The organism is Micromonospora sp. NBC_01740 (assembly GCF_035920365.1).
GTDB lineage: Bacteria > Actinomycetota > Actinomycetes > Mycobacteriales > Micromonosporaceae > Micromonospora > Micromonospora reichwaldensis.
Window position 1 is genome coordinate 5632942 of sequence record NZ_CP109150.1, and the last position, 23627, is coordinate 5656568.

Consider the following 23627-nt stretch of genomic DNA (forward strand, 5'->3'; position numbering starts at 1 on the left):
TCAGCCTCCCTGCGGGGCGCGGTCGCGCCAGATGACCGGGCAGTACTCGGGGTCCGCGTAGTCCGGCCGCCCGTCGTCAGTGCGGCGGACCAGCACGTCGTGGTTGTACGCGGCGAGGGTGCCGTCGGAGAGCCGATACTCCCGCCAGGCGTTGTCGCCGTCCTGCAGGTGCAGCGAGATCGCCCGGCGCGGGCGGCCGCTGACGTTGGCGCCGCTGCCGTGGTAGGTGCGGCAGTGGTGGAAGCTCATGTGTCCCCTGGGGATCACCATCGGCACCTTGCGGATCTCCACGCCGTTGTGGGCCGCGTTCTCGGCGAGCATCTCCTCCAGCTGACCGCGGTCGCGGTCGGCGAAGTGGCGCACCACCGTGTCGTCGGCGCCGATCTCCGCCCAGCGGTGCGAGCCGTCGACCATGGTGATGGTGCCCATCTCCTCGCCGCAGTCGTGGAACGGGATGAACGCGGTGAGCATGTCCTCCGACGAGGAGGACGCCCAGTAGTGCTTGTCGAAGTGCCAGGGCACGATGTTCGACGGCTCGCCCGAGACCGGCGGCTTCTGGATCAGCGTGGACTGGAAGACCCGGATCTCGGTGGCCCGCGCGAGGCGGGCGGCGACCGCGCCGATCAGCGGCTTGCGCAGGAGCGCCCCGAGCACGTCGTGCTCGTGGTGGACGTAGTCGTTGTGCCGCTGCACCGGGCCCTTCGACGGCTCCCAGTAGGCGAGCCGCGCCGGGCGCACCGGCAGGCGGCGGTCCCGCTCGCCGGCGTAGTAGCGGTCGGCGGCGTACGTGAGGGCGTCCACCTCGTCGTCGGTGAGCAGCTTCTTCGACAGGTACCAGCCGTGCGCGGCGTAAAACGCCACGTCGTCGTCGGAGGGCAGCAGCGCCTCCTCCTCGGCGGTCAGTGCCGGCTCGAACTCGGTCGCGGTCACGTCCGCACCTCCTGCGGTGTCGGGGCCGCGACGGTGGTGCCCGCCGCGGCCAGCTCCCGTTCCTTGGCCTCGTAGAGCGCCTTGATGTTGCCGCTGCCGAAGGTCCGCGCCCCGCGCCGCTCGATCAGTTCCAGGAAGAGCGTGCGGCGTACGTGCATGGACTCGGTGAAGATCTGCAGCAGCTGACCGGCGTGGTCGCGGTCGACGAGCACGCCGAGGTCGCGCAGCCGGTCCAGCGGCGCGTCCACCGGGCCGACCCGCGCCTCCAGCGCGTCGTAGTAGCTGGCCGGGGTGCCGGCGAAGCGCACGCCCCGCTCGGCGAGGGTGGCGACCGCGGTGACGATGTCGTCGGTGCGCAGCCCCAGGTGCTGCACCCCGGCGCCAGCGTGCTGGTCGAGGAAGGCGTCGAGCTGCCCGCGCCGGCGCGAACGGTCGGGTTCCAGCAGCACCAGGGTCACCCGGCCCGACGGGCTCTGCACCACCGTGGAGTTCATCGCCTGCCCGGCGACCTCCACGTGCTCGGCGAAGACCTCCGCGAACCCGAACACGTCCCGGTAGTGCCGGACCGTCTCGCCGAGCTGCCCGGTCGGCACGCAGACCGCCAGGTGGTCGATCTCGACGAGCAGCTTGCCGCCGCCGTCGTCGGGGGGCGTCATCTCGACCGCCCCGGGCAGGAACTCGCCCCGGTCGCCGTGGCGGGACACGAGGCGGTGCAGCACGTCGCCGAAGCCCCCCACCTCGGCGGTCACCACCTCGGCGTCCGCGCCGGTGAAGGTGGTCGGCGGCGTCACCCCCACCGCTCCCCGGCGCACCAGTTCGGCGTACGCGCCCGCGGCGTCGTCGACCTCCAACGCGACCACGGCCACGCCGTCGCCGTGGCGCTGCACGTACCGCGACGCCGGGTGTTCGGCGGTGAGCCCGGTGGTGAGCACCATCCGGACGTCGCCCTGACTCAGCAGCAGCGACCGCTGGTCGGCCAGCCCGGTCTCGGGACCGCCCTGGCCGCGCAGCTGGAAGCCGACCGCCCGGTCGAAGTAGAAGGCCGCCTGCCGGGCGTCCCCCACGAAGAGTTCGATGTGGTCGATTGCTCGGATGTCCAATGTCCTCAGCCCTTTCCACGGTCTCCGCCGTGGTTGCCGTCCGGGCGCGGTCCGCCCGGGATGGTGCGGGGTCAGTCCCTCGGCCGGGCGGCCCGCGCGAGCAGCAGACTCACGTTCTGCCCGCCGAAGCCGAAGGAGTTGGTCAGCGCGTATCCGGTGTCCGTCCTGCGCGGCTCGGCGCGGATGTGGTCCGCCGGGCAGGCCGGGTCCGGGTCGTCGAGGTTGTGCGTGGGCGGCAGCAGGCCCCGGCCGAGCGCCAGCGCGGTGGCCGCCGCCTCCAGCACCCCGGAAGCGCCGAGCAGGTGGCCGGTGAGCGCCTTGGTGGAGCTGACCGGCACCCCGCCGGCACCGAACACGTCGGCCAGCGCGGTGGTCTCGGCGATGTCGCCGAGCTTCGTGCCGGTGCCGTGGGCGTTGACGTAGCCGACCCGCGCGGCGGGCACGCCGCCGCTGGCCAGCGCGCGCCGCATGCACTCCGCCGCCCCCGCGCCGTCGGGCCTCGGGGCGGTCGGGTGGTACGCGTCGGTGGTGGCCCCGTACCCGGCGACCTCGGCGTAGCCGGTGACGCCCCGGGCGGCGGCGTGCTCGGCGCGTTCCAGCACCAGCAGGGCCGCGCCCTCGGCGAGGACGAACCCGTTGCGGCGGGCGTCGAACGGACGGCTCGCCGCCGTCGGGTCGGCCCAGCCCCGGGCGAGCGCCCGGGCGTTGCCGAAGGTGTCGGCGAAGGTCGGGAAGAGGGGCGCCTCACTGGCGCCGCAGAGCACCACGTCGGCCTCTCCGGCCCGGATCAGCCGCAGCGCGTCGGCGATCGACTGGGCGCCGGAGGCGCAGGCGGTGCCGACCGACGAGGTGTAGCCGCGGATGCCGTGGCGGATGGCGATGCGGGCCGACGGCATGTTCGGCAGGATCCCGGTCAGCAGGTACGGGCTGACCGCCGACCGGCCGCGCGCGGCGCGGGCGAGCACCTGCGCCTCCAGCGTGGCCATCCCGCCGACGCCGCCGACGATCACCCCGATCCGGCCCGGGTCCACGTCCCGCCCCACCTCGATGCCGGCGTCGGCGAGCGCGTCGGCGGCGGCGAGCAGGGCGAGCACCACGACCCGGTCCAGGACCCTGGTCTCCGGCCCGGTGGCGACCGTACGCGGGTCGACGTCCGGCAGCACGCCGGCCACCTCCAGCGACCCGGCCGCCGGGTGCCCGGCCGGCGGCCGGCTCAGCCCGGAGCGGCCGGAGCAGAGCGCGTCGAAGGTGGCGTCGACGCCCCGCCCGGCGGGGGTGAACAGCCCCATCCCGGTAATGACGGCCGTCATGACGGCGCCTCGGTGAGGTAGCGCTCCCGCAGGACCACCTTGCGCACCTTGCCGGTGACGGTGACCGGGATGTCGGCGGAGCGGACCGGCACCACCCGGCGCAGCGTCGCGCCGACGTCCGGGCCGAGCGCGGCCCGGACCCGTTCGGTGCGGTCCTCGGCGGGATCGACGCCGGCGGCGAGTTCCAGCAGCACGTCGGTGACCACCCCGTCGGCCCCCGAGGTGATCACCACCGTGCAGTCGGTGACGTCCGGGCAGGCGGCGAGGACGCGCTCCTCGGACAGTGCCGTGTAGAACCACCGCCCGTCCCCCGCGTCGACCGCGTCGACGGCCCGGTCCAGGTGGTGGTAGCGGCCCTCGGCGTCGGCGTACACCAGGTCGCCGGTGAGGTACCAGCCCTGCTGCCGGGACCGGTACGTGGTGGCCGAGTCGTTCCAGTAGCCCCGGAACAGCGACGGCGAGTCGACGCCGAGCCAGCCGACCTCGCCGGCCGGCACCTGGTCGCCCCCGGCGTCGAGCACGGCGACCTTCGCGAACCGGTAGGGCCGGCCGACGCAGCGGCCGTACCGGTCGGTGTCGGCGCGGTGGGTGATGTGGAACATCGAGTGGCCCATCTCGCTGGAGCCGAGCCCGTCGATGAAGACCGAGCCGGGAACCCGGGTGACCCCCTCGCGGGTCAGCACGTCGCGGGAGCCGAGCGCGACGAGTCGACGCACGTGCGGCTCGTGCGAGCAGTCGCCGGTGTTGAACCACAGCGACACCGAGTCCAGGTCGTACGCGGACAGGTCGAAGCGGGCCAGCTCCGCCCACGTCACGGAGAACCCGAACACCCCGTCGGGGCGCCAGCGCTGGATCGCCTCCAGCACCCGCTCCCCGCCCTGGTCGGAGAGCAGGAGCATCTCGGCGCGGTTGCCGAGGGCCTGGTTGACCATGAGCACGGTGGCGGTGTGCGGGGCGGGCAGCGCGTTGAGGATGCGGCCGGTGCCCTGCGCCTGCGGCATGGCGAGCAGGTGCCGGGTGGCGGCGAAGAGGCTGGCGTGCGAGTGCAGCACCGCCTTGGGCACCCCGGTGGTGCCCGAGGTGTGGGTGATGACGACCGGGTCGTCGCCGTGGTGCCGGTAGTGCTGCGGCGCGGCGGCCGGATCGCCGGTGCCCGCCTCGGCCGGGGTGCCGAGCACCGGCACGCCGAGGTCGTGGCCGGCCAGCAGGGCGCGGTGCGCGTCGTCGGCGAGCACCCCGACGCCGCGCAGCCGACGCACGTACTCGGCGGCGATCTCGGGGCGCAGCCCGCCGTTCATCAGCGCCGGGATCGCGCCGAGCCGGGTCAGCGCGAGGAAGCTGAGCACCATGTCGGCAGCGGCGGTGGCCCACACGGCGACCGGGTCGCGGGGCTTGATCCCCCGCTCGTGCAGCCAGGCGGCGCGGGCGGCGACCCGCTCGTCGAGCCGGCCCAGCGTGAGCGCCCGCCCGGCCGGGTGGCCGTCCACGGCGGTGTCGAAGGTGAGGCCCGGCCCGTCCGGGTCGGCGCCGTGCGCCAGCACCCGGGCCAGCACGTTGCCGGCGCCGATCCGCTCGTCGGCGGCCAGCGCCCCGCGCAGTCCCCTCTTCCTCATGGTGCGTCTCCTCCCCCCAGCAGCACCGCGACGGCTCGGGCCTCGGGCTGTCCGCCCGCGTCCCGCGCACCGCCGTCGACGGGTGCCTGTTCGATCAGGACCAGCAACGCCCGGTCGGCGTCGCCGTCGTGCAGCAGCAACTCGGCCTCGGCGGTGCCCTCGGCGCGCGGGTCGCCGGTCGGCGCGAGGCAGAGCACCGGCCCGCCGAGGCCCCACCGGGCGGCCACGTGCCCGGCCACGCTGTTGGGCACCGACTGGAAGAAGAACAGCGGCCCGGGCCGGCCGCCGGCGGCGACCGTGGCGCGCACGTGCGCCGCGCTGGCCCGGTCCCCGGCTGCGCTGACCAGCACGACCGCGGTCCGTTCGCCGTCGGGGGCCGGCCGCCGGCCGTACGCCCGGGTCAGGCAGCGCTCGGCGACGGCCGCGACGAGAGGCGGGAAGCTGGAGTGCACGTACCCGGGCACCGGCGGCGGCGCCCCGTCGCCCGGCTCGGGCCAGGCCGCCTCGGCCAGCACGGTCAGTCGGCCGGCGGGGTGCTGCGCGGTGCCGCTCATGCCGCACCCACAAGCAGCGCCGTGTTGGCGCCACCGAAGGCGGCGTTGAGGCTGAGCGCGTACCCGGTGGCGGCGGGCCGGGGCGCGTCGCGGACGACGTCCAGCGGGCAGGCCGGGTCGGGGCCGAGCCAGCCGGCGTTGACGGGCAGTTTCCCGTGCCGCAGGGCGAGCACGGTAACCACCAGTTCCAGCAGGCCGGAGGCCTCCAGGGCGTGCCCGTGCAGCGCCTTGGTGGAGCTGACCGGGACGCGTGCCGCCGCCGCGCCGAGCGCGGTGCGCAGGGCCGCCGCCTCGGCGGCGTCGCTGTGGCCGGTGCCGGTGGCGTTGGCGTTGACGTACCCGATCGCCTCCGCCGGGAGCCCGGCCCGGCGCAGCGCCGCGGTGACCGCCCGGGCCAGGCCCCGCCCGCCCGGCTCCGGCTGGCACGGGTGGAACGCGTCCCCGGCCCGGCCCCAGCCGAGCAGGTCGGCGACCGCGCCCCGGGCGGCGGCCCGCGACTCCAGCACCACCGCGGCGATGCCGTCACCGAGCAGCAGCCCGGTGCGGCCGGCGCTGAACGGGCGCACCGCGCCGTCGGTGGCGAGGGCGCGACCGGCGTCGAAGAGCGCGTACTGGTCCGGCTCGACCAGGTAGCCGGCGGCCACCACCGCCCGGGTGACGTCGCCCCGGCGGATCAGGGCGGCGGCGTCGGCTACCGCACTGCTGGCCGAGACGCAGGCGGTGGTGTACGCCCGGGCCGGGCCGGTGAGCCCCGTCCGGGCGGCCAGCGCGGTGGTGAGCGCCGGCACGTGCGCGCCGCCGTGCACCGCCAGCAGCAGGGCCGTGCCGGCCCGGCGACCGGCGTCGAGCCCGGCGTCCCGGCAGGCCGCGTCGACCGCCTCGGCGAGCTCGGCGGCCAGGTCACCGGCGTCGGGCAGGACGGCGGCGGCGTCCACCCGGCGGGCTGCGGTGTCGAAGCGGTCCACCGGCCGGAACGCCGGGACGCCGGCCAGCACGCCGGCGAGCTGCGCGTCGGGTCCCCTGCCGAGCGCGCTGGTCGCGTGGACGCCGGTGAGCTGGACGGCCGCCGGTTCAGCCATCGGCGGCGGTGGTCATCGGACCGGGCGGGGTCGCGGCGGCCAGGCACGCCCGGAAGGCCGCCAGGGCGTCGTCGACGGTCCGGATCCCGGCGAGCTGGTCGTCGGTGAGGTCGAGACGCCGGTCGAGGCGCTGCTCGACGAGGTGCACCAGCCAGGCCAGCTCCATGGAGCCGATCCGGTCGCCGACCTCGGCGGCGGGCTTGCCGGCCAGGTCGGCGAGCATGGTCACCAGGTCGGCCCGTTCCAGGTCGGGCTGACCGGCCATCAGGAGTCGTCGCTCGACGCCCCGGCGACCCGGTCGGCGACCATCGTGGTGAACTCGCCGACCGTCATCAGGGCCAGCTTCTCGGACTCGTCGTCGGCGAACTTCAGGCCGTAGCGGTCCTCGACGCGCACGGCGAGGTCGGCGAGGGCCAACGACTCCAGGTCCACCCCGGACGGGCCGAGGGTCGTCTCGTCGTCGAGGCCCTCGACGTCGTAGTTCATGTCCTCGAGCTGCTCGACGACGAAGGCGCGGATCTCGGGTCGCATGGTTAACCTCTTTCCGTGAGCCAGTTACCGGTGCCCGGTCGGGACACCGCGTACGTGTGGATCGGCCGGGGCGTCGGCGGTCGGCCGCTCCCGGCCGGGCGGCTGTTGCGGCGCGCGGGTGCCGCGCTGCTCGGCCGCACGGAGGCGGAGATCGTGGTGGAGCACGGCCGCGACGGGCGTCCGCTGGTCACGGTGCCCGGCGCGGGGGCCCGGGTGGAGCTTCCGGTCAGCGTCAGCCGGGCCGATGGGGTGGTCGCGGTCGCTGCCAGGGCGGCCGGCCCGGTGGGGATCGACGTGGAGTGGTGCCGTCCGCTGCCCGCGCTGGCGCTGGCCGGGCGATGGTTCGCGCCGGCCGAGGCGGCGTGGCTGGCGGGGCGTGACGCCGACGGGCGGGCCCGCGACTTCCTGCGGCTGTGGACGGCGAAGGAGGCCGTGGGCAAGGCGCTCGGGACGGGGCTGCGCGGCGGCGGTCTGCGGCGGCTCATGCCGGTGCCGGATGACCTCGACGGGGCGCTGCGGTCGGCGTCCGGCGGCGGGCGCCTGCGCGTCGGGCATCCCCGCGTGGGTGGGGGCCTGGTCCTGGCGGTCGCGGTGGTCGCCGGCGAGGCGGTGCCGGTCCACGTGGTGTCGGTCGGGGCGGTGCTGGTCCAGGCGGTGCCGGTCGGGGCGGCGCGGGTCGGCACGGTGCCGGTCGGATCGGACGGGGCGGTCGGGGCCGCGCGGTGCAGCGCTCACGTGGCGGCCGCCCGCAGCGCGTCGGTCGAGCGGACCAGCTTGCCGGTGGTGGTACGCGGCAGCTGATCCACCAATCGCAGGGTGCGGGGGCGCTTGTAGCCGGCCAGCCGCTCGGCGATCAGCTTGTCGAGCACCTCCTCCGACAGCGGCCCGTCCGGCTGCACGTAGGCGGTGATGCCGCCGTCGAAGACGACCACGGCGGCGGCGACGCCGGCCAACTCGGCGACGGTCGCCTCCACCTCCGTCAGGTCGACCTTCAGACCGCCGACGGAGACCTGCGAGTCGAGCCGCCCGCGAACGCTGACCAGGCCGGTGTCCGGGTGCACGACGCCGGCGTCGCGGGTGCGCAGCCAGCCGTCGGCCCAGCGGGTGGGGTCGCTCAGCCCGACGTACGGCGACGCGGGGCAGCTCACCCACAGCTCGCCGTCGACCTCGCGGACCTCGACTCCGGGCGCCGGGGCGATGGACGGGCGGTGCCGGCCGTGCAGGTCGGTGCCGATGACGCCGACCTCGGTCATCCCGTACATGTTGCCCAGCGGCACGCCGTGACGGTCGGTGAAGGCGCGGGCCACGGCGGCCGGCACCAGCTCGCCGCCGGTGGTCATCCGCTTGAACTGCGGCAGCGGCCCGGTGGGACGGGTGGAGGCGAGCAGTCCGATGTGGAACGGCACGCCGAGCACCGTGGCCGGCGAGTCGTCGGCCGCGATCGCGGCCAGCACCGCGTCGCCGGCGAGCCGCTCCGGCGGCACCAGCTCGACGCCGGCGTGCAGGCCGTAGAGCAGGCCACCGACGAGGCCGAGCACGTGCACCATCGAGGGCAGCAGGACGATCCGCTCGCCGGGCAGCGCCACGCCGTCGATGCGGGTGTAGCGGCGCACCTCGGCGACCAGGTCGGCGGCGGTACGGCCGATCACCTTGGACGGTCCGGTGGAGCCGGAACTGAGCTGGATCACCGCGTGGCCGCTGACCGCCGGGCGGTCGGCGTACGCGGTGACGCCCTCCGTCACGTCGACGAAGATCCGCAGTCCGCCGCCGCCGGTGCGGACCGGGGCCACCACCACCTGCGGGGTGAGCCGCGCGAGTGCCCGGTCGACCTCGTGGTCGGTGAGCCGGTGGTCGAGCAGGATCGCCTGTGCCCCGCTGCGCCAGGTGGCCAGCAGGTTCACCACGTACGCCAGCGAGGGCGGCATCCGCAGCGCGGCGGCGCCCCCGGGGCGCAGTCCGGCGGCGCCGAGGCGGGCCTGCGCGCCGGTCACCAGCCGCCGCAGGGTGCCCCGGTCGACCGGTTCGGGAAGTCGGAGACAAATGTCGGTCGAACGGCCTTCGAGCAGGATTTCGTCAACCCAGAGCGGGTCTGTCGCCGCAGGATTTCCCGTCGCCACTACCGTTCACCGCCCAGCCTCAATAAGGGCGGAACCGCCCATAAGGTGTGCCTGTCGGGGTGCTGCGGGGAACCTTACGACGCCGTCCGGATGCATAGCTAGATGCAAATGGCTAGATCAGAAAGGGCGGCCGGCCGGATTGCCCACGACCGGTTCGGCGGGCAGGATCGGGCGTGTACGTCGACTGAGGGTATCCGCCGGATGACCCGTCGTATTTACGGCGCGGCACGCCCACCGGACGGCCGATGGTGGTCTTCAGACGCGCCGGTACGGCCACACGAGCGGGCCGGCACGGAACGGCCGCACGGGCCGGAGTGGGACGGCCGACGGGCTGGGGCGGACGGTGCGGCTGCGCGGGCGGTGGGCGGATCGCACGTCCACGGGGCGACACGCCCGCGTGCCACCGCACGAGTGGAACACCAGGGGTGTCACCGGCTGTCGGTGACACCCCTGGTGTTCCACTCGTCCCGTGCGGCCAGCAGGTGAACAGCCCACCGCGTCGCTGCCCCTCACTGGCGGGCGAGACAGCCAGCGAAGGGGCAGTGCAGCCGAGAGACGGTGCGACGGGACCGCGGGCCAGCCCGGATGGCGGGGACAGTCGGGAGGGTAGGACAGCCGAGGCGGTGTGGCGCGGGGCTCGCGCCGGAGACGGGGCTCAGGTGCGGGACGTGGCGGAGGTCTGGGCGTGGATGAGGAAGCGCAGCGACCGGGCGTCGGTGAAGCACTGCCGCATCGGCCGGACCAGGTCCCGGTGCTCCGGGCTGCGTTCCCACGCCTCGAAGTCGGCCAGGCTCGCCCACTCGCTGGTGATCAGCCACTGCTCCGGGTCGGCCGACGACCGGCAGACCTGGTCGACGAGGTGGCCGGCAACGCCCCCGGCCACCAGGTGCCGGACCTCCTCGTACGCGGCCAGGAACGCCTCCGTACGCTCCTGCGGTACCCGTACCAGGAACACCACCCGAGCCCGCTGCCCGTTCGCGTCGGCTGTCCGCTGCGCCCCGACCCGGGACCCGACGGGCGTCGTACCGGTGACCTGCTCGCTCACGGCGTCACTCCTCTCTGCGGCGCGGCCCCACGCAGGACCAGCGCGCTGTTGAAACCGTCGAAGCCGCGGGCGCAGACCAGCGCCAGGCGGCTGCGCGGTCGCCGGTGCTCCCGCAGGAAGTCCAGCTCACAGCCCTCGGCCACCTCGTCGGGCCCGGCGGAGGCCGGCAGCGTATCGTGGCCGAACGCGAGCAGCGCGGTGGCCACGTCCAGTGCCGAGCCGCCCTGGTGCGCGCGGCCGGTCAGCGGCTTCTGGGTGCTGACCGGGGGCGGCCGGTCGCCGAAGACGGCGCGTAGCGCCACGGCCTCGCTGCGGTCGTAGCGGGGGACGCCGAGCGCGTCGGGCAGCACCACGTCGACCGTCTCCGCCCCGACGCCGGCACGGTCCAGGGCCAGCCGCATGGCGCGGGCGTACTGCCCGGGGTCGCCGGCGGTGTCCGGTCCGGTGTGGACGGCGTCGTGGGTGGTGCCCCAGCCGGTCACCTCGCCGTACACGCGGGCGCCCCGGGACAGCGCGTGGCCCAACTCCTCGACCACGAACACCGCGCCGCCCTCGGCGGGCAGGTAGCCGCTGGCGGCGGCGTCGAACGGCCGGTAGGCCCGCTCCGGGTCGGCCACGTCGCTGAGCAGGCCGGAACGCAGCTGGCAGGCCAGGGCGTACGGGCTCAGCGGGCACTCGGTCGCCCCGGCGATCACCACCGGCGTGCCCCGGCGGACGGCCCGCGCGGCGTGCGCCAGGCTGTCCAGCCCGCCGGCGCTCTCGGCGACCAGCACCCCGCACGGCCCCTTGAACTGGTGGTGGATGGAGAGCTGTCCGACGCTGGCCGCGTAGAACCAGGCGATCGACTGGTACGCCCCGACGGTGCGCGACGGCCCGCCCCAGAGCCGTTGCAGCTCCCGCTGCCCGAACAGGTTCCCGCCCGACGAACTGGCCAGCGTCACGGCATAGCCGTACGGGTCGGGGGCCCGCTCGGGCAGGCCGGCGTCGGCCAGTGCCAGCCCGGTGGCGGCGAAGCCGAGGTGCGTCCACCGGTCCGTCTGCACCAGCCGGCGGTTGTCGGCGTACGCGGCGGCGTCGAAGCCGGGCACCTCCCCGCCGTGGCGGGTGGGATAGCCGGCGGGATCGAAGAGGGTGATCGGCCCGGTGCGGCGGGTGCCGGCGAGCACGGTACGCCAGTGCGCGTCCACGCCGATCCCGCTGGGCGCGACGACGCCGATGCCGGTCACCACGGCCCGCGCGGTCACGGCAGCACCCGCCCGGGCAGCCGGCGGAACACCATCGCCGACTGGAAGCCGCCGAACCCGCTGCCCACCGAGAGCGCCACGTCGACCGGCAGCTCCCGCGCCTCGTTCGGGACGTAGTCCAGGTCGCACTCCGGGTCGCGGGTGCTCCAGTTGGCCGTCGGCGGCACCACGCCGTACTCCACGGCCAGCGCGCACGCGGCCATCTCGATCGAGCCGATCGCGCCGAGCGAGTGCCCGACCATCGACTTGATCGAGCTGATCGGCACCCCGTACGCGGCCTGACCCAGCGCCCGCTTGAACGCGGCGGTCTCGTGCCGGTCGTTCTGCCGGGTGCCCGAGCCGTGGGCGCTGATGTAGGAGACCTGCTCGGGGGCGATGCGGCCCTGCTTCAGCGCGGCCGAGATGGCCAGGCCCATCTCCAGCCCGTCGGGCCGCAGCCCCGTCATGTGGTAGCCGTTGCTGCGGCTGGCGTAGCCGGCCACCTCGCAGTAGACGTGCGCGCCGCGGCGCGCGGCGTGTCCGGCCTCCTCCAGCACCAGCACCGCCGCCCCCTCGGCGAGGACGAAGCCGTGCCGGTCGGCGTCGAACGGGCGGGAGGCGTGCGCCGGGTCGTCGTTGTCCGGGCTGGTCGCCTTGATCGCGTCGAACGAGGCGACGGTGACCGGGGAGATCGGCGAGTCGGCGGCCCCGGCCAGCACGACGTCGGCCTCGCCGTCGGCGATGAGCTGGTGGGCGTACCCGATCGCGTCGATGCCGGAGGTGCAGCCGGTGGAGACCACCTGCGCGGGGCCGTGCAGCCCGTGCCGGCACGCCACGTCCGCGGCGAGGCTGCTGGGCACGAGCGCCTGATAGAGGTACGGGCCGCCGCGCCCGGCGTCGACCAGCCACCGGCGGCCGGTGTCGCTGACCGTGACGTACTCCTGCTCCAGGGCGGTGGTGCCGCCGACGGCGGTGCCGAGCACCACGCCGGTGCGGTCCCGCTCGGCGTCGGTGAGCTCCAGGCCGGCGTCGGCGAGGGCTTCGGCGGCGCAGGCGAGGGCGAACTGCACGTACCGGTCGGCGCGCCGCAGCTCTTCTGCGGTGAGGCCAGCGGCGACGGGGTCGAAGTCGCACTCGGCGGCGATCTGGGAGCGGAAGGCCGACGGGTCGAAGAAGGTGATCCGTCGGGTCGCCGTACGCCCCTCGGTGATGGTCTTCCAGAACCGGTCCCGGCTGGCGCCGCCGGGGGCGACCACCCCGACGCCGGTCACCACCGTACGGCGCCCGCTCACGGCGCCACCTCTGTTCGCGACTGCGGGGCTCGCAACCCCGGCTCACTCCTCACGCTCACGGCGCCACCTCTGTTCGCGACTGCGGGGCTCGCAACCCCGGCTCACTCCTCACGCTCACGGCGCCACCTCTGTTCGCGACTGCGGGGCTCGCAACCCCGGCTCACTCCTCACGCTCACGATCCGCCTCGCTGTTCGACCAGCTCGGTGTCCACGTGACCGAGTTCGGGGCGGGGCGCCAGCGGTCCGAGGTGGAAGACCACCTCGGCCGGCTCGTCGCCGGTGTTGCGCAGCCGGTGCCGGACGTTGCGCGGCACGAACAGCGCCTCTCCGGCGGCCAGCGGCACCGGCTCGTCGTCCAGGTCGACGGTGATCGTGCCCCGGGCGACGTAGAGGAACTCCTCGCTGTACGGGTGGTAGTGCTCCGCGATCCGCTCCCCCGGGCGCAGCGTCGCCACCCCCATGAAACCCGACGTGCTGCCGACGGTCTTGGGGCCGAGCAGCACCCGCAGCTCGCCGCCGCGGCGGCCGTCGGGCGCGACGTCGGCGGCGGCGACCAGCCGCAGGGTCCGCTCACTCATCGCCGGCTCCCGTCGCCCGGCCGGCGCCGGCGAGCCGCTCGATCTTCTCCCTGATGACGGCGAGCTGCACCGCGCTGTTGGCGTTGATCCGGTCGGTCATGCCCGCGTCGTCCACCGGCGCAATGGGCTTCATCGCGAAGTCCTGCACCCAGGTCATCCGGGTTCCGCCGGGCTCCTCCGTGTAGCGCCAGTGGATGCGCATGTACTCGAACGGCCCGGTCTCCACCCGCCGGGCGTCGACCTGCCGGGTGACCGGGTCGGCGGTACGTTCGCTGACCCAGCTCCACACCGTGCCGTTCTCGTCGGGGTGCATGGTGAGCCGGAACCGCACCGTGTCGCCGTCGCGGTGCAGGATGTCCGCGCGGGCGTACTCGGTGAACAGCTGCGGCCAGTTGGCGACGTCGTTGGTGACGTCCCACACCAGCGGCAGCGGTGCGGCGATGAACACGCTGTTCTCGGTGTGCCCGGGCTGGTCGGCCTGGCGGGCGACCAGCTCGGCGACGCCCGTGATGCTGAGCTGCCCGGCCTGTTCGGGGATCTGCACCTGCCACCGGTCGGCGACCACGGCGGAGAGTTCGAGCAGCGCCAGGGAGTCCATGCCGAGTTCCTCCAGGGAGGCGGCCGGGGCGCGGGCGGCGGCGTCGGCGTCCAGCCCGCAGTTGGCCACCAGGATGTCGGTGATCTCGGCGGTCAGCGGACGGCCATGGGTGACGGTCATCGGAGCCTCCTGTGGTGTGCGTCGGGCGGGCCGGCGAGCAACTGCTCGACCAGGCCGGTGGAGTAGCGGCCCTTGCGGAACCCGGCGTCGTCGAGCACCCGCCGGACGAACGGGATGGTGGTGCGGACCCCGGGGCCGGCGATGTCGAACTCGTCGAGGGCGCGCTCCAGCCGGTTGAGCGCGAGCTCCCGGTCCGGCGCCCAGACCGCCACCTTGGCCAGCAGGGAGTCGTAGTGCGGGCCGAACAGGTAGCCGGCGTGGCCGTGCGTGTCGACCCGGGTGAACGGGCCGCCGGGCGGGACGAAGCGCTCCAGCCGGCCGGGCGTCGGCGCGAAGCCACGGTCCGGGTCCTCCACGTTGACCCGGCACTCGATGGCCACCCCGTGGAACCGGACGTCCTCCTGCCGCAGGCGCAGCGGCACCCCCGCGGCGATGTGCAGCTGCTCGTGCACCAGGTCGATCCCGGTGATCATCTCGGTGACGGGATGCTCGACCTGGATCCGACAGTTGATCTCCAGGAAGTGGAACCGTTCGTCGGGGTCGACGAGGAACTCCACGGTGCCGGCGCCGGTGAAGCCGGCGTGCAGGGCACCGCGCAGGGCGCACTCCGCGATGGCCTCTCCGATGCCGGCCGACAGTGCCGGGGCGGGCGCCTCCTCGACCAGCTTCTGGTGGCGGCGCTGCACCGAACAGTCCCGGGTGCCCAGGTGCACGCCGTTGCCGTGGGAGTCGCACAACAGTTGCACCTCGACGTGCCGGGCACCGGTCAGGTACCGCTCCACGTACACCCGGTCGTCGCCGAAGGCGGCCTGGGCGGCGGCCCGGGTCCGCGCGTACGCCCGGGGCAGCTCGGCCGGGGTGGCGACCACCGTCATGCCCCGGCCCCCACCGCCGGCCGCCGCCTTGACGATCACTGGGTAGCCCACCTCGGCGGCCACCTCCGCCGCCGCGGCGGCGGTGGGCACCGGCGCGACGCTGCCCGGCGGCAGGGGCAGCCCGGCCCGGCGCATCAGCGCCCGCGCCGAGGACTTGTCGGCCAGCACGGCCATCACCTCCGGCGGCGGGCCGATGAAGACCAGGCCGTTGTCGGCGCAGATCTCCGCGAAGTCGGCGTCCTCCGAGAGGAACCCGTAGCCGGGGTGCACCGCCTGCGCCCCCACCTGCCGGGCCGCCTCCACGATCGCGGCGGCGTTGAGGTAGCTGCGCCGGCTGGCCGCCGGCCCGATCCGCACGGCCTCGTCGGCCAGGCGCACGGCGGCGGAGTCGGCGTCCGCGGTGGAGTAGACCACCGCCGTACGCACGCCCAGCTCGCGGCAGGCGCGCAGGACCCGCAGGGCGATCTCCCCCCGGTTGGCGATCAGGACCTTCTCGAACATCGCGTCCTGCCCCTCACGCCGGGTCCAGCGCGACCAGCGGCTGGTCGTACTCGACCGGCTGGCCGTCGGCGGCGAGGACCTCGACGACCCGGCCACCTCGGTCGGCGGTCACCTCGTTCATCAGCTTCATCGCCTCGACGATGCCGATGACCTGCCCGGGACGGACCAGGTCGCCGACGGCGACGAAGGGCGCGGCGCCCGGCTCCGGCGCGCGGTAGAACGTGCCGACGATGGGCGACCGCACGGCGTACCCCTGCGGTGGCGCGGCGGCCGGCGGGGATGCCGGGCTCGCCGTGGCGGCGGCGGGGGCGGTCCCGGCCGGGACGGCGTGCCACTCCACCTCCAGCACCGTGTCGCCGCCGCACAGCCTGATCCGCCGCAGCGGGCCGGGCAGCTCGGCCACCAGGTGCCGGGCGTGCCGCCGCAGCCCGGCGAGCACTGTGTCCACCCGCTGCCCCGCCTCCGCGCCCGAGGCCGCCTCCACGCCGGAGGCCCGCGCGACGCCGGGCGACGGATGCGGAGGAGGTGCCGGCACCGGGCCGGCGGCCCGCTCGACGTCGGACGGCCGCGCCGCGTCGGACGACCGCGCCGCGTCGGACGACCGCGCCGCGTCGGACGACCGCGCCGCGTCGGACGACCGGCCCGCGTCGGGCGTGGGATGCGGGCCGGGCGTGGGGTACGCCTGCGACGTCAGGTGGGCGTCGGGGGCCGTCCGGGTGCCGGGTGTCGGCACCGTGAAGACCGCTTCCAGGCCGGATGCCGGCGGCACGGCGGCCCGGATCCCGCCGGCGCTCACCGGGCACCCGCCCGGGCGCCGAGGCGGGCGGCGCCGAAACGCCGGAAGCGCTGCCGCCGGCGGCGGACCAGCGTCGCGGGCGGCACGTCGAGCAGCGGCAGCAGGTGCGCCAGCACCGCCTCGCGCAGCGCCCGGGCGGCGGCCTGCGGGTCGTGGTGGGCGGCCGGGGCCGGCTCGGGAACGAGGTCATCGACGATCCCGAGCCGGCACAGGTCGGGGGCGGTGAGCCGCAGCGCGCGGGCCGCCTGCGGCGCGGCGCCCCGGTCCGGCCAGAGGATCGCCGCGCAGCCCTCCGGGCTGATCACGGAGTAGACGGCGTGCTGGAGCATGAGCACCGAGTCGGCCACCGCGAGCGCCAGCGCACCACCGCTGCCGCCCTCGCCGGTGATCACGGCGACGACGGGGGTGGGCAGCACGGTCAGGGCGAGGATGGTCTCCGCGATGGCCGCCGCCTGGCCCTGTTCCTCGGCCCGCACGCCGGGATCCGCCCCGGGGGTGTCGACCAGGGTGACCACCGGCAGGCCGAGGCGGGCGGCGAGACGCATCAGCCGCAGCGCCTTGCGGTGCCCCGCCGGGCTGGCCATGCCGAAGTTGCGCCCGACCAGCTCGGCGGTGGTGTGCCCCTTCTGGTGGCCGATGACCATGACGGGCCGGCCGTCGAGCCGGGCCAGCCCGCCCACCACGGCGGGGCAGTCCGCGCCGAGCCGGTCGCCGTGCAGCTCGACGAAGCCGTCGAACGCCGTCTCCAGGTAGTCCAGCGTGGTCGGACGACCCGGGTGCCGGGCCAGCCGTACCGTCTCCCAGGCGTCGCCGCCCGGGCCCGGCGCCGTCGTCGCGGCGGCGCCGCCGGCCGGCCACGCCACGAGCGGCGACGGCTCCTGCCGGGGTACGCCGGGACGCGCCGCCGGCCGCCGCCCGGCCCGCGCGGCGGCGAGCAGCGCCACCAGCCGGCCCCGCAGGGCGTGCCGGGGCACCACCATGTCGACCTGGCCGTGCCGCAGCAGGAAGTCGGCGGTCTGGAAGCCCTCCGGCAGGTCCCGGCCGGTGACCTGCCGGATCACCCGGGGGCCGGCGAAGCCCATCCGCGCGCCGCTCTCGGCGAGCACCACGTCGGTGTTGGTGGCGAACGAGGCGGCCACGCCCCCGTACGTCGGGTCGGTGAGCACGCTGACGGTGAGCAGGCCGGCCTCCCGCAGCGCGGCGATCGCCTGGCTGACCGTGGCCATCTGCATCAGCGACAGGGCGCCCTCCTGCATCCGCGCCCCACCGGAGGCGGTGACGAGGACCAGCGGGACCCCGTCGGTCAGGGCCCGCTCCGCCGCCAGGGTGATCAGCTCCCCCACGACGCAGCCCAGGCTGCCGCCGAGGAACCGGAAGTCCATCACGGCGAGCACGCACGGCTGCCGCCCGACGGTGGCGGTGCCGCAGACGACCGCCTCGGCCAGCCCGGTGCCGGCCCGCGCCGCGGTGAGCCGGTGCGGGTACGGCAGCAGGTCGACGAAGCCGATCGGGTCGACCTCGGCCGGCCGCTCCGGCAGGGCGGTGAACGACCCCGGGTCGACGAGCTGGAGCAGCCGCTCGGGCGCGTCGACCCGGGCGTGCGCCCCGCACTCGGGGCAGACGTCGAGGTTGCGCCGCAGCCGCTTGCGGTAGAGCAGGGTGGCGCAGCCACCGCAGCGGGACCAGAGCTGCCCCTCGCGGGGCGCGGTGGCGGTCACGACGACCGCCCGACGGGCGCGGCGTCGAAGCGGTAGAAGCAGCGGGCCATCGCGTCGCGAGGCTCCCGCCACGTCGGCAGGTACGGCGACACGTACGGCTGCAGCCGGGCGCTCACCCTGGCGAACTCGGGGTGTCCCCGGGCCGCCTCGACCGCTGTCCCGCCCGGCGACTCCGTCTCCAGCAGGTGCACGTACAGGTCACCGAGTCGGTAGAGCGACCGGTGCCGGACCCCGACCAGGCGCGGCAGTTCGGTCGCGTCGGAGTCGGCGAAGATCTCGGCGACGCGCGCCTCGGCGCTCGGCACCACCTTCGCGACGATCAGCGAACGGTCCATGGACGGGCCTCCCTCCACGGCATCGGGCGTCGGTGACGACGGCGCCTAGCCGGACGACTGGCGACACGATCCGGCCCCGGGCGTCACGACGGCGTCACCAGCGACCGCCGAGCGGCGACGCAGCTTTCGTGACGCTGCGTTGACGCCAGCTGTGCACCCGCTGTGCGGCACCGATCATCCGGTGTGGACTATCCGCAGTTCGGAAGGGTTCTCGTGGACGCCGACAGGCAAGCGCCATCCTGGACAAGACATTGACCGAGAGTGACCACTATTGATAATCTTCGTCACGGTCAGCCCGGCGGCCGCGGTGTGCGACGCCGTGCCGCGGCGGAGCGATCCGACAGTGGGGTCATGGGCAGCCGCGCCGGGGACAGCAGACGAGTCGGGACGAGCGTTCCGCAGGGGGTGCCGCCGTGGCCGCTGATCGATCGACGCCGACCACCGTTTGCCGGGCCGACGCCGAGATCTCCCTGCACCTGCTCGGCGGGTTCCGGCTGCTGCACGGCGACGCCCCGGTCGTGGTGCCGCGCGGCCTGCAACGCGTCATCGCGCTGATCGGGCTGCGCCCCGGCGCCACCCGCAGCAACCTGGCCGGCCTGCTCTGGCCGGACGCGCCCGAGGACCGTGCGCTGTCGTCCCTGCGGACCGCGCTGTGGCGGCTGCGCCAGGACCCCTGCTGCCCGATCACCACCTCCGGTGACACGGTCGCCCTCGCCCCGGCCGTCCGGATCGACGTCGACGCGCTCGTCGGCACGGCCGCGCGGGTACGCGACGGCGACGATCCCTGCGCCGCCGCCGCGCTCGCCGCCGGCCGCCACGACCTGCTCCCCGGCTGGTACGACGACTGGGTGCTGGCCGACCGGGAACGGCTGCGCCAACTGCGCCTGCACATGCTGGAGGAACTGGCCGGCCAGCACCTGTCGGCGGGCCGCCACGGGGCGGCACTGGAAGCCGCGTTGGAGGCGATGGCCGCCGAACCCCTGCGCGAGACGCCGCACCGGCTGGTGGTCCGCATCCACCTCGCCGAGGGCAACGCCTTCGAGGCCGTGCACGCCTTCTACGTCTACCGCGACCTGCTGCTGCGGGAACTGCGGCTGGAGCCCTCGGCGGCGATGACCGCCCTGCTCGACGAGACCCTCGCGCCGATCCGCGAGGCCACCCGTACCGCCCCGGCCGGGCCCCGCCGGCCGCCGGCCAACCGGATCGCGCCCCGCGCGCGCTGAGGCGGCGTCACCGGCGCGGCGGGGCGAGTGACGGACAGGTGACAGTCGCCGGGGCACGGTGGGCCGCACAACAGTCCGTGGTCTGCGACATGGTCGCGGAGCGCCACCGGCGAGAGGGGTCCCATGAGCCGTCTACTGATCGTCAGCAGGATCATCCCGGGCGCGGAGGGTCGGGTGGCGCAGATCTTCGCCGAGTCCGACGCGACCGAACTACCCGCCCTCACCGGGGTCCGTCACCGGTCCCTGTACTGCCTGCACGACCTGTGCGTACACCTGATGGAGACCGCCGACGTGGCCCCGGACGCCTTGGCCGAGGCCCGCAACCACCCGCTCTACCGCCAGGTCAACGAGCGGCTCTCCGCGCACACCACGCCGTACCTGCCGACCTGGCGCTCGCCGCGCGACGCCATCGCGGGCTGCTTCTACCGGTGGGACGCCGCGGACGCGGCGGCGTCGTCGCACCCGGCCGGCTGAACGGGGGCGGTCGCCATGTCGTCCAGACCACCCCACGTCCTGATCATCGGGGCCGGCACGGGCGGGCTGTGCCTGGCGCACGGCCTGCGCCGTGCCGGCATCAGCGTCGCCGTCTACGAGCGGTACCGCACCCGCGGCGAAGGGCTGCTCGGCTACCGGGTCGGCATCGGGCCGACCGGCAGCCGCGCGCTGCGCGAGTGCCTGCCGCCCGCCCTGTTCGACGTCTACCTCGCCACCTGCGCCCGCTCCCCCCGCTACTTCAACGTCATCACCCAGGGCATGCGGCGCACGGCCTCGTTCACGCTCCGGCCGGACACCGACCCGGTGAACACCGAACGGTCCGTCGCCCGGATGACCCTGCGCCAGGTCCTGCTCACGGGCATGGAGGACGTCGTCCACTTCGACAAGGCCTTCACCCGGTACGACCAACGCGACGACGGGACCGTGACCGCGCACTTCGCCGACGGCAGCACCGCCACCGGCGACCTGCTGGTCGCCGCGGACGGCACGCACTCGGCGGTACGCCGCCAGTACCTGCCGCACGCGGTCACCCGCGACGCCGGCACCATCAACATCGCCACCCGCATCCCCCTGACCCCGCACACCCGGGGGCTGCTGCCCGAGCGGATCGAACAGGGCATCTCGCTGATCTTCGGCACCGGCGGGATGATGGGCGTGCTGCACGTGATGGAGTTCAAGTGGGACCGCGACGGCGCGCTCAAGCCCGGCGTCGATCCCGCCGACGCCGAGCTGCTGCGCGGCTGGCCGGGGCTGCGCCACGACAACACCCGCGACAACATCAACCTGGTCGTCTGGAGCACGGCCCGCCGCTTCCCGAGCGACGTCATGCAGCTGCGCGGCGAGGACCTGGTCCTGCTCGCCCTGCGACTCACCCGAAACTGGCACCCCCATCTGCGCGAACTGCTCGCCCGCAGCGACCCGGGCAGCGCCCTGCCCATCAGGGTGTCCACCAGCGAGCCGGTGCCGCCCTGGAAGAGCAGCACCGTCACCCTGCTCGGCGATGCCATCCACACGATGACGCCGGGACGCGGGGTGGGCGCCAACACGGCCCTGCGCGACGCCGCCCTGCTCTGCCGCCAGCTGCGGCTGGCCGCCACCGGAGACAAGACGCTGCTCCAGGCGGTGGCCGACTACGAGGCCGCGATGGTGCCGTACGGGTTCGCCCGGGTCGCCGACTCGCTCAACCGCAGCGGCACCAGCGGGGACGACCGGATGTACAAGCCGGTCGTGGGCCGGCTCGCGCTGCTCGGCGCGCGTGGCTACTTCGGCGTCACCAGCCGGGTACCCCGGCTGGCGCGGCGGTTCGTCGACGATTTCTACAGCTACCGGGGCGAGGAGGACTGACCGTCCGACCGGGACCCCGGCGCCGCCAGCGGGCGCCGGGGTCCCCGCCTGCCCGCCCACGCCCACCGCCCACCGCCCACCGCCCACGGGCGCGGACGCGGACGCCGACGCGGCGACCCTCCGTCGCCCCGGCGAACACCGCCCGTCGCGACCCGTCCCGCCGCCACGGCGGGCACCCGGTCCTGCCTGTCGGCCTCGTCGGGCGTGTGCGAAGCTGCGGCGAGTTTTTCTCGCGGGTTTCCGGACATGAACGATAGGGAGGTTTGCCGTGGCGTGGTCTTTCGGGCACTGGCTGATACTGATCGTGGCTCTGTTGGTGGGTCTGGCGGGCGGCTGGTTCGGGCGCGGCCGGCGGGACGCGGCGGTCGCCACCCACGGCTCGCCCATGGTGGACGGTGACCCGGTCGCCGGCATGACCGCCGTGGTGGTCGACCCCCCGCCCGTCGCCACCCTGGACGAAGCGCGCCCCGAGGTGACCGTGGACCCCGCGCCGGAGGCGGTCGCCGACCGCGTCCCCACCGCGCCCGGGGTCGACGCCCCGACCGACGCCGACCCGGGCAGCACCGACACCCCGAAGGCCACGGTCGTCGCGGCCGACGCGTCCCGGGCCGACGACGTCGACCCGGCCGACATGGCGCTGACCGGCGACCCGGTGCCGGCGCCCGACGCCGAACCCGTCCCGGCCGCCACCACCACCGACGTACGGCCGGGGCACGAGGTCGTGCTGCCGGTGGCCGCCGAGGTGACCGGCCCGGTCGACCGCCGACCGGCGGAGGAGCCCGCCCCGAGCACCGACGCACAGCCCCTCCCGGCCGCCGCGACGGAAGCCCTTCCCGCCGCCGACGCGGAGCCCGTCCCGGCCGCCGCCACCTCGGCGCCGACGAGCGTGACCCCGGCCGAGCCGGAGACCGCACCCGTCCCCACCGCCGTCGGTCCGGCCGAGCCCGCTGCCGAGCCCGCTGTCGTGGCCGCCTCCGCCGTCGAGCCGGAGCCAGCCCACGCACCCACCGAGCCGGAGCCGACCCGCGCCACGCCGATCGAGCCGGCCCCGGTCGCCGCCACCACGGTCGAGCCGGCCACGGCCGCCGCCACCACGGACGAGCCGGAGTCGACGCCGGCCGACGCGCCGGCCGAGCCGGTGGTCGTTCCGGCCGGACCGGTGGTCGTGCCGGCGCCGCGCGGCGAGGTTGACGCCCCGGTCGCGACCGACTCCGACGCCGCCGACGACTTCCGCCGGATCCAGGGCGTGGGCCCGAAGATGGCCGCAGCGTTGCAGGCGGCCGGCATCCGGACGTACCGGCAGCTGGCGGAGCTCGACGAGGCCGCCCTGCGGGAGACGATCCGGGCGGCCGGGCTGCGGGCCGCGCCGAGCCTGGCGACCTGGCCGCAGCAGGCGAAGGTGCTCGCCGGCGCCCCGCAGGAGGCGGCCGCCGCCCTGCCGACCCCGGTGGGCGGCGCGGACGCCTGACCGGCGTCGCCTGCCGCGTTCCCCGTCGGCGCCGGACGGCGGTACCCGAACGGATCGGGCACCGCCGCACGACCGATCCGCCGTCGCCGACATCGCGGCGCCCCGACCACGGGGCGCCGCGATGTCGGCGTTCGGGGCCGAAACACGAGGAGATGACGGCGCAAAGGCCCGCGCCGGCGCCGGCCAGCCGCCCGGCCCCGCACGCACGCCACCACCGCCCCCTGCGGCCCGTCCGCCCACTGTCGGACGTCCGCGCGCCGGTTCCTCGGCGGCGGCACCGTTAGCCGTTCATCGCGATTGGGTACAACGCCCAGCACCTCGATCCACCACACCCTTGCGGAGGCAGCGATGCGCGGCACGTCGATATTCGGAGTCCTGGTCGTCATCTGGCTGATCATCGGCGCGGTCGCCGCCGGACAGCGCGGCTACTACAGCGGCGACGACACGAACTGCGCCGAGGCCGGCACGATCCTGGTGACCATCGTGGCCGGGCCGCTGAACTACATCGGGGCCAACCCGAAGGTCGACTGCGAACTGCCCCAGCCGTCCAAGTAGGACGTACTCCTCCGGCCCGCGCCCACTCCGGGCGCGGGCCGAGCCGTGTCCGGGGTACGCCACGCCGGCTCCCCGACTCCGCTCCTCGTGCCGACGCCGGTCCGGGCCTGCCGGGGCCTCTCGGCCGCCGCCTGTCCCGCTCGTCAGCCCCGAATCTGCCGGGCCGGGGACGGCGATACGGATGGGCTCGCCCAAAGGCCGGGTCCGCCCCGCGCCCCGCTCACCGC

Annotated in this window: 24 protein-coding genes; 6 read left to right on the top strand and 18 right to left on the bottom strand. The window is 75.4% G+C overall.

What is annotated here, in order from left to right; all coding sequences use genetic code 11:
* From OG989_RS24940 to OG989_RS24975, 8 genes are all read right to left on the bottom strand, one after another.
* A complete protein-coding gene (locus tag OG989_RS24940) occupies window positions 1–930 on the bottom strand; it encodes a phytanoyl-CoA dioxygenase family protein (RefSeq protein WP_327028650.1) in 930 nt (309 codons plus the stop codon).
* Entirely contained in the window at window positions 927–2030 is a 1104-nt protein-coding gene (gene hppD / locus OG989_RS24945; RefSeq protein ID WP_327028651.1) for a 4-hydroxyphenylpyruvate dioxygenase, read from the bottom strand. The genes OG989_RS24940 and hppD overlap by 4 nt, the downstream gene beginning before the upstream one ends.
* A gap of 71 nt (window positions 2031–2101) precedes the next feature.
* Window positions 2102–3340 carry a beta-ketoacyl-[acyl-carrier-protein] synthase family protein gene (locus OG989_RS24950; RefSeq protein ID WP_327028652.1) on the bottom strand — a complete coding sequence of 413 codons (1239 nt, stop codon included), beginning with the start codon at window positions 3338–3340 and terminating at the stop codon, window positions 2102–2104.
* On the bottom strand, window positions 3337–4953 hold the full coding sequence (locus tag OG989_RS24955; RefSeq protein WP_327028653.1) for a class I adenylate-forming enzyme family protein: 1617 nt from the start codon (window positions 4951–4953) through the stop codon (window positions 3337–3339). Before OG989_RS24955 ends, OG989_RS24950 begins: the two co-directional genes overlap by 4 nt.
* Window positions 4950–5507, bottom strand: coding sequence for a beta-ketoacyl synthase chain length factor (locus OG989_RS24960; RefSeq protein ID WP_327028654.1), 558 nt, complete (start codon window positions 5505–5507; stop codon window positions 4950–4952). Before OG989_RS24960 ends, OG989_RS24955 begins: the two co-directional genes overlap by 4 nt.
* Window positions 5504–6586, bottom strand: coding sequence for a beta-ketoacyl-[acyl-carrier-protein] synthase family protein (locus OG989_RS24965; protein WP_327028655.1), 1083 nt, complete (start codon window positions 6584–6586; stop codon window positions 5504–5506). The genes OG989_RS24960 and OG989_RS24965 overlap by 4 nt, the downstream gene beginning before the upstream one ends.
* Window positions 6579–6851 carry an acyl carrier protein gene (locus tag OG989_RS24970; protein ID WP_327028656.1) on the bottom strand — a complete coding sequence of 91 codons (273 nt, stop codon included), beginning with the start codon at window positions 6849–6851 and terminating at the stop codon, window positions 6579–6581. Before OG989_RS24970 ends, OG989_RS24965 begins: the two co-directional genes overlap by 8 nt.
* The gene (locus OG989_RS24975; protein ID WP_327028657.1) at window positions 6851–7117 is read right to left on the bottom strand and encodes an acyl carrier protein; all 267 of its coding nucleotides are present in this window, start codon (window positions 7115–7117) and stop codon (window positions 6851–6853) included. The genes OG989_RS24970 and OG989_RS24975 overlap by 1 nt, the downstream gene beginning before the upstream one ends.
* Before the next feature lie 15 nt (window positions 7118–7132).
* Between OG989_RS24975 and OG989_RS24980 the strand changes: the two genes are divergently transcribed.
* A complete protein-coding gene (locus tag OG989_RS24980; protein ID WP_327028658.1) occupies window positions 7133–7918 on the top strand; it encodes a 4'-phosphopantetheinyl transferase family protein in 786 nt (261 codons plus the stop codon).
* Here the strand turns inward: OG989_RS24980 and OG989_RS24985 are convergent.
* From OG989_RS24985 to OG989_RS25030, 10 genes are all read right to left on the bottom strand, one after another.
* The gene (locus tag OG989_RS24985) at window positions 7849–9234 is read right to left on the bottom strand and encodes a class I adenylate-forming enzyme family protein (RefSeq protein ID WP_327028659.1); all 1386 of its coding nucleotides are present in this window, start codon (window positions 9232–9234) and stop codon (window positions 7849–7851) included. The two genes, OG989_RS24980 and OG989_RS24985, sit on opposite strands and share 70 nt — an antisense overlap.
* 655 nt (window positions 9235–9889) lie before the next feature.
* On the bottom strand, window positions 9890–10192 hold the full coding sequence (locus OG989_RS24990; RefSeq protein ID WP_151456463.1) for an antibiotic biosynthesis monooxygenase family protein: 303 nt from the start codon (window positions 10190–10192) through the stop codon (window positions 9890–9892).
* An 83-nt stretch (window positions 10193–10275) separates the two neighbouring features.
* On the bottom strand, window positions 10276–11523 hold the full coding sequence (locus OG989_RS24995; protein ID WP_327028660.1) for a beta-ketoacyl synthase N-terminal-like domain-containing protein: 1248 nt from the start codon (window positions 11521–11523) through the stop codon (window positions 10276–10278).
* Window positions 11520–12794: a beta-ketoacyl-[acyl-carrier-protein] synthase family protein gene (locus OG989_RS25000; protein ID WP_327028661.1), complete on the bottom strand. Its 1275-nt coding sequence runs from the start codon at window positions 12792–12794 to the stop codon at window positions 11520–11522. The genes OG989_RS24995 and OG989_RS25000 overlap by 4 nt, the downstream gene beginning before the upstream one ends.
* A gap of 173 nt (window positions 12795–12967) precedes the next feature.
* Window positions 12968–13372, bottom strand: a complete 405-nt coding sequence (locus tag OG989_RS25005; protein WP_151456459.1) for a cupin domain-containing protein — start codon at window positions 13370–13372, stop codon at window positions 12968–12970.
* Entirely contained in the window at window positions 13365–14090 is a 726-nt protein-coding gene (locus OG989_RS25010; protein ID WP_327028662.1) for an SRPBCC family protein, read from the bottom strand. Before OG989_RS25010 ends, OG989_RS25005 begins: the two co-directional genes overlap by 8 nt.
* Entirely contained in the window at window positions 14087–15466 is a 1380-nt protein-coding gene (locus OG989_RS25015; protein ID WP_327028663.1) for an acetyl-CoA carboxylase biotin carboxylase subunit, read from the bottom strand. Before OG989_RS25015 ends, OG989_RS25010 begins: the two co-directional genes overlap by 4 nt.
* Window positions 15467–15479: 13 nt before the next feature.
* A complete protein-coding gene (gene accB / locus OG989_RS25020) occupies window positions 15480–16001 on the bottom strand; it encodes an acetyl-CoA carboxylase biotin carboxyl carrier protein (protein WP_442791965.1) in 522 nt (173 codons plus the stop codon).
* Window positions 16002–16258: 257 nt separating this feature from the next.
* Window positions 16259–17980, bottom strand: a complete 1722-nt coding sequence (locus OG989_RS25025) for an acetyl-CoA carboxylase carboxyltransferase subunit alpha (protein WP_327028664.1) — start codon at window positions 17978–17980, stop codon at window positions 16259–16261.
* Window positions 17977–18315 carry a TcmI family type II polyketide cyclase gene (locus OG989_RS25030; protein ID WP_151456455.1) on the bottom strand — a complete coding sequence of 113 codons (339 nt, stop codon included), beginning with the start codon at window positions 18313–18315 and terminating at the stop codon, window positions 17977–17979. Before OG989_RS25030 ends, OG989_RS25025 begins: the two co-directional genes overlap by 4 nt.
* A 413-nt stretch (window positions 18316–18728) precedes the next feature.
* Between OG989_RS25030 and OG989_RS25035 the strand changes: the two genes are divergently transcribed.
* The 5 genes from OG989_RS25035 (at window position 18729) to OG989_RS25055 (ending at window position 23400) form a co-directional block, all read left to right on the top strand.
* Entirely contained in the window at window positions 18729–19538 is an 810-nt protein-coding gene (locus OG989_RS25035; RefSeq protein ID WP_151456454.1) for an AfsR/SARP family transcriptional regulator, read from the top strand.
* Window positions 19539–19661: 123 nt separating this feature from the next.
* Entirely contained in the window at window positions 19662–20012 is a 351-nt protein-coding gene (locus OG989_RS25040) for a TcmI family type II polyketide cyclase (protein ID WP_151456453.1), read from the top strand.
* Between the two features lie 15 nt (window positions 20013–20027).
* Window positions 20028–21377, top strand: a complete 1350-nt coding sequence (locus tag OG989_RS25045) for an FAD-dependent oxidoreductase (protein WP_327028665.1) — start codon at window positions 20028–20030, stop codon at window positions 21375–21377.
* Between the two features lie 268 nt (window positions 21378–21645).
* Window positions 21646–22845 (top strand): helix-hairpin-helix domain-containing protein, encoded by a 1200-nt coding sequence (locus tag OG989_RS25050; RefSeq protein WP_327028666.1) that lies wholly within the window; start codon window positions 21646–21648, stop codon window positions 22843–22845.
* A gap of 348 nt (window positions 22846–23193) precedes the next feature.
* On the top strand, window positions 23194–23400 hold the full coding sequence (locus tag OG989_RS25055; protein WP_091630565.1) for a hypothetical protein: 207 nt from the start codon (window positions 23194–23196) through the stop codon (window positions 23398–23400).
* Window positions 23401–23627: the final 227 nt, after the last annotated feature.

Coding starts and splice junctions, on each gene's coding strand:
- OG989_RS24950 (WP_327028652.1), bottom strand. CDS start 3,340: ATGACGGCCGTCATTACCGGGATGGGGCTGTTCACCCCCGCCGGGCGG.
- OG989_RS24955 (WP_327028653.1), bottom strand. CDS start 4,953: ATGAGGAAGAGGGGACTGCGCGGGGCGCTGGCCGCCGACGAGCGGATC.
- OG989_RS24960 (WP_327028654.1), bottom strand. CDS start 5,507: ATGAGCGGCACCGCGCAGCACCCCGCCGGCCGACTGACCGTGCTGGCC.
- OG989_RS24965 (WP_327028655.1), bottom strand. CDS start 6,586: ATGGCTGAACCGGCGGCCGTCCAGCTCACCGGCGTCCACGCGACCAGC.
- OG989_RS24970 (WP_327028656.1), bottom strand. CDS start 6,851: ATGGCCGGTCAGCCCGACCTGGAACGGGCCGACCTGGTGACCATGCTC.
- OG989_RS24975 (WP_327028657.1), bottom strand. CDS start 7,117: ATGCGACCCGAGATCCGCGCCTTCGTCGTCGAGCAGCTCGAGGACATG.
- OG989_RS25005 (WP_151456459.1), bottom strand. CDS start 13,372: ATGAGTGAGCGGACCCTGCGGCTGGTCGCCGCCGCCGACGTCGCGCCC.
- OG989_RS25010 (WP_327028662.1), bottom strand. CDS start 14,090: ATGACCGTCACCCATGGCCGTCCGCTGACCGCCGAGATCACCGACATC.
- OG989_RS25015 (WP_327028663.1), bottom strand. CDS start 15,466: ATGTTCGAGAAGGTCCTGATCGCCAACCGGGGGGAGATCGCCCTGCGG.
- OG989_RS25030 (WP_151456455.1), bottom strand. CDS start 18,315: ATGGACCGTTCGCTGATCGTCGCGAAGGTGGTGCCGAGCGCCGAGGCG.
- OG989_RS25040 (WP_151456453.1), top strand. CDS start 19,662: ATGAGCCGTCTACTGATCGTCAGCAGGATCATCCCGGGCGCGGAGGGT.
- OG989_RS25045 (WP_327028665.1), top strand. CDS start 20,028: ATGTCGTCCAGACCACCCCACGTCCTGATCATCGGGGCCGGCACGGGC.
- OG989_RS25055 (WP_091630565.1), top strand. CDS start 23,194: ATGCGCGGCACGTCGATATTCGGAGTCCTGGTCGTCATCTGGCTGATC.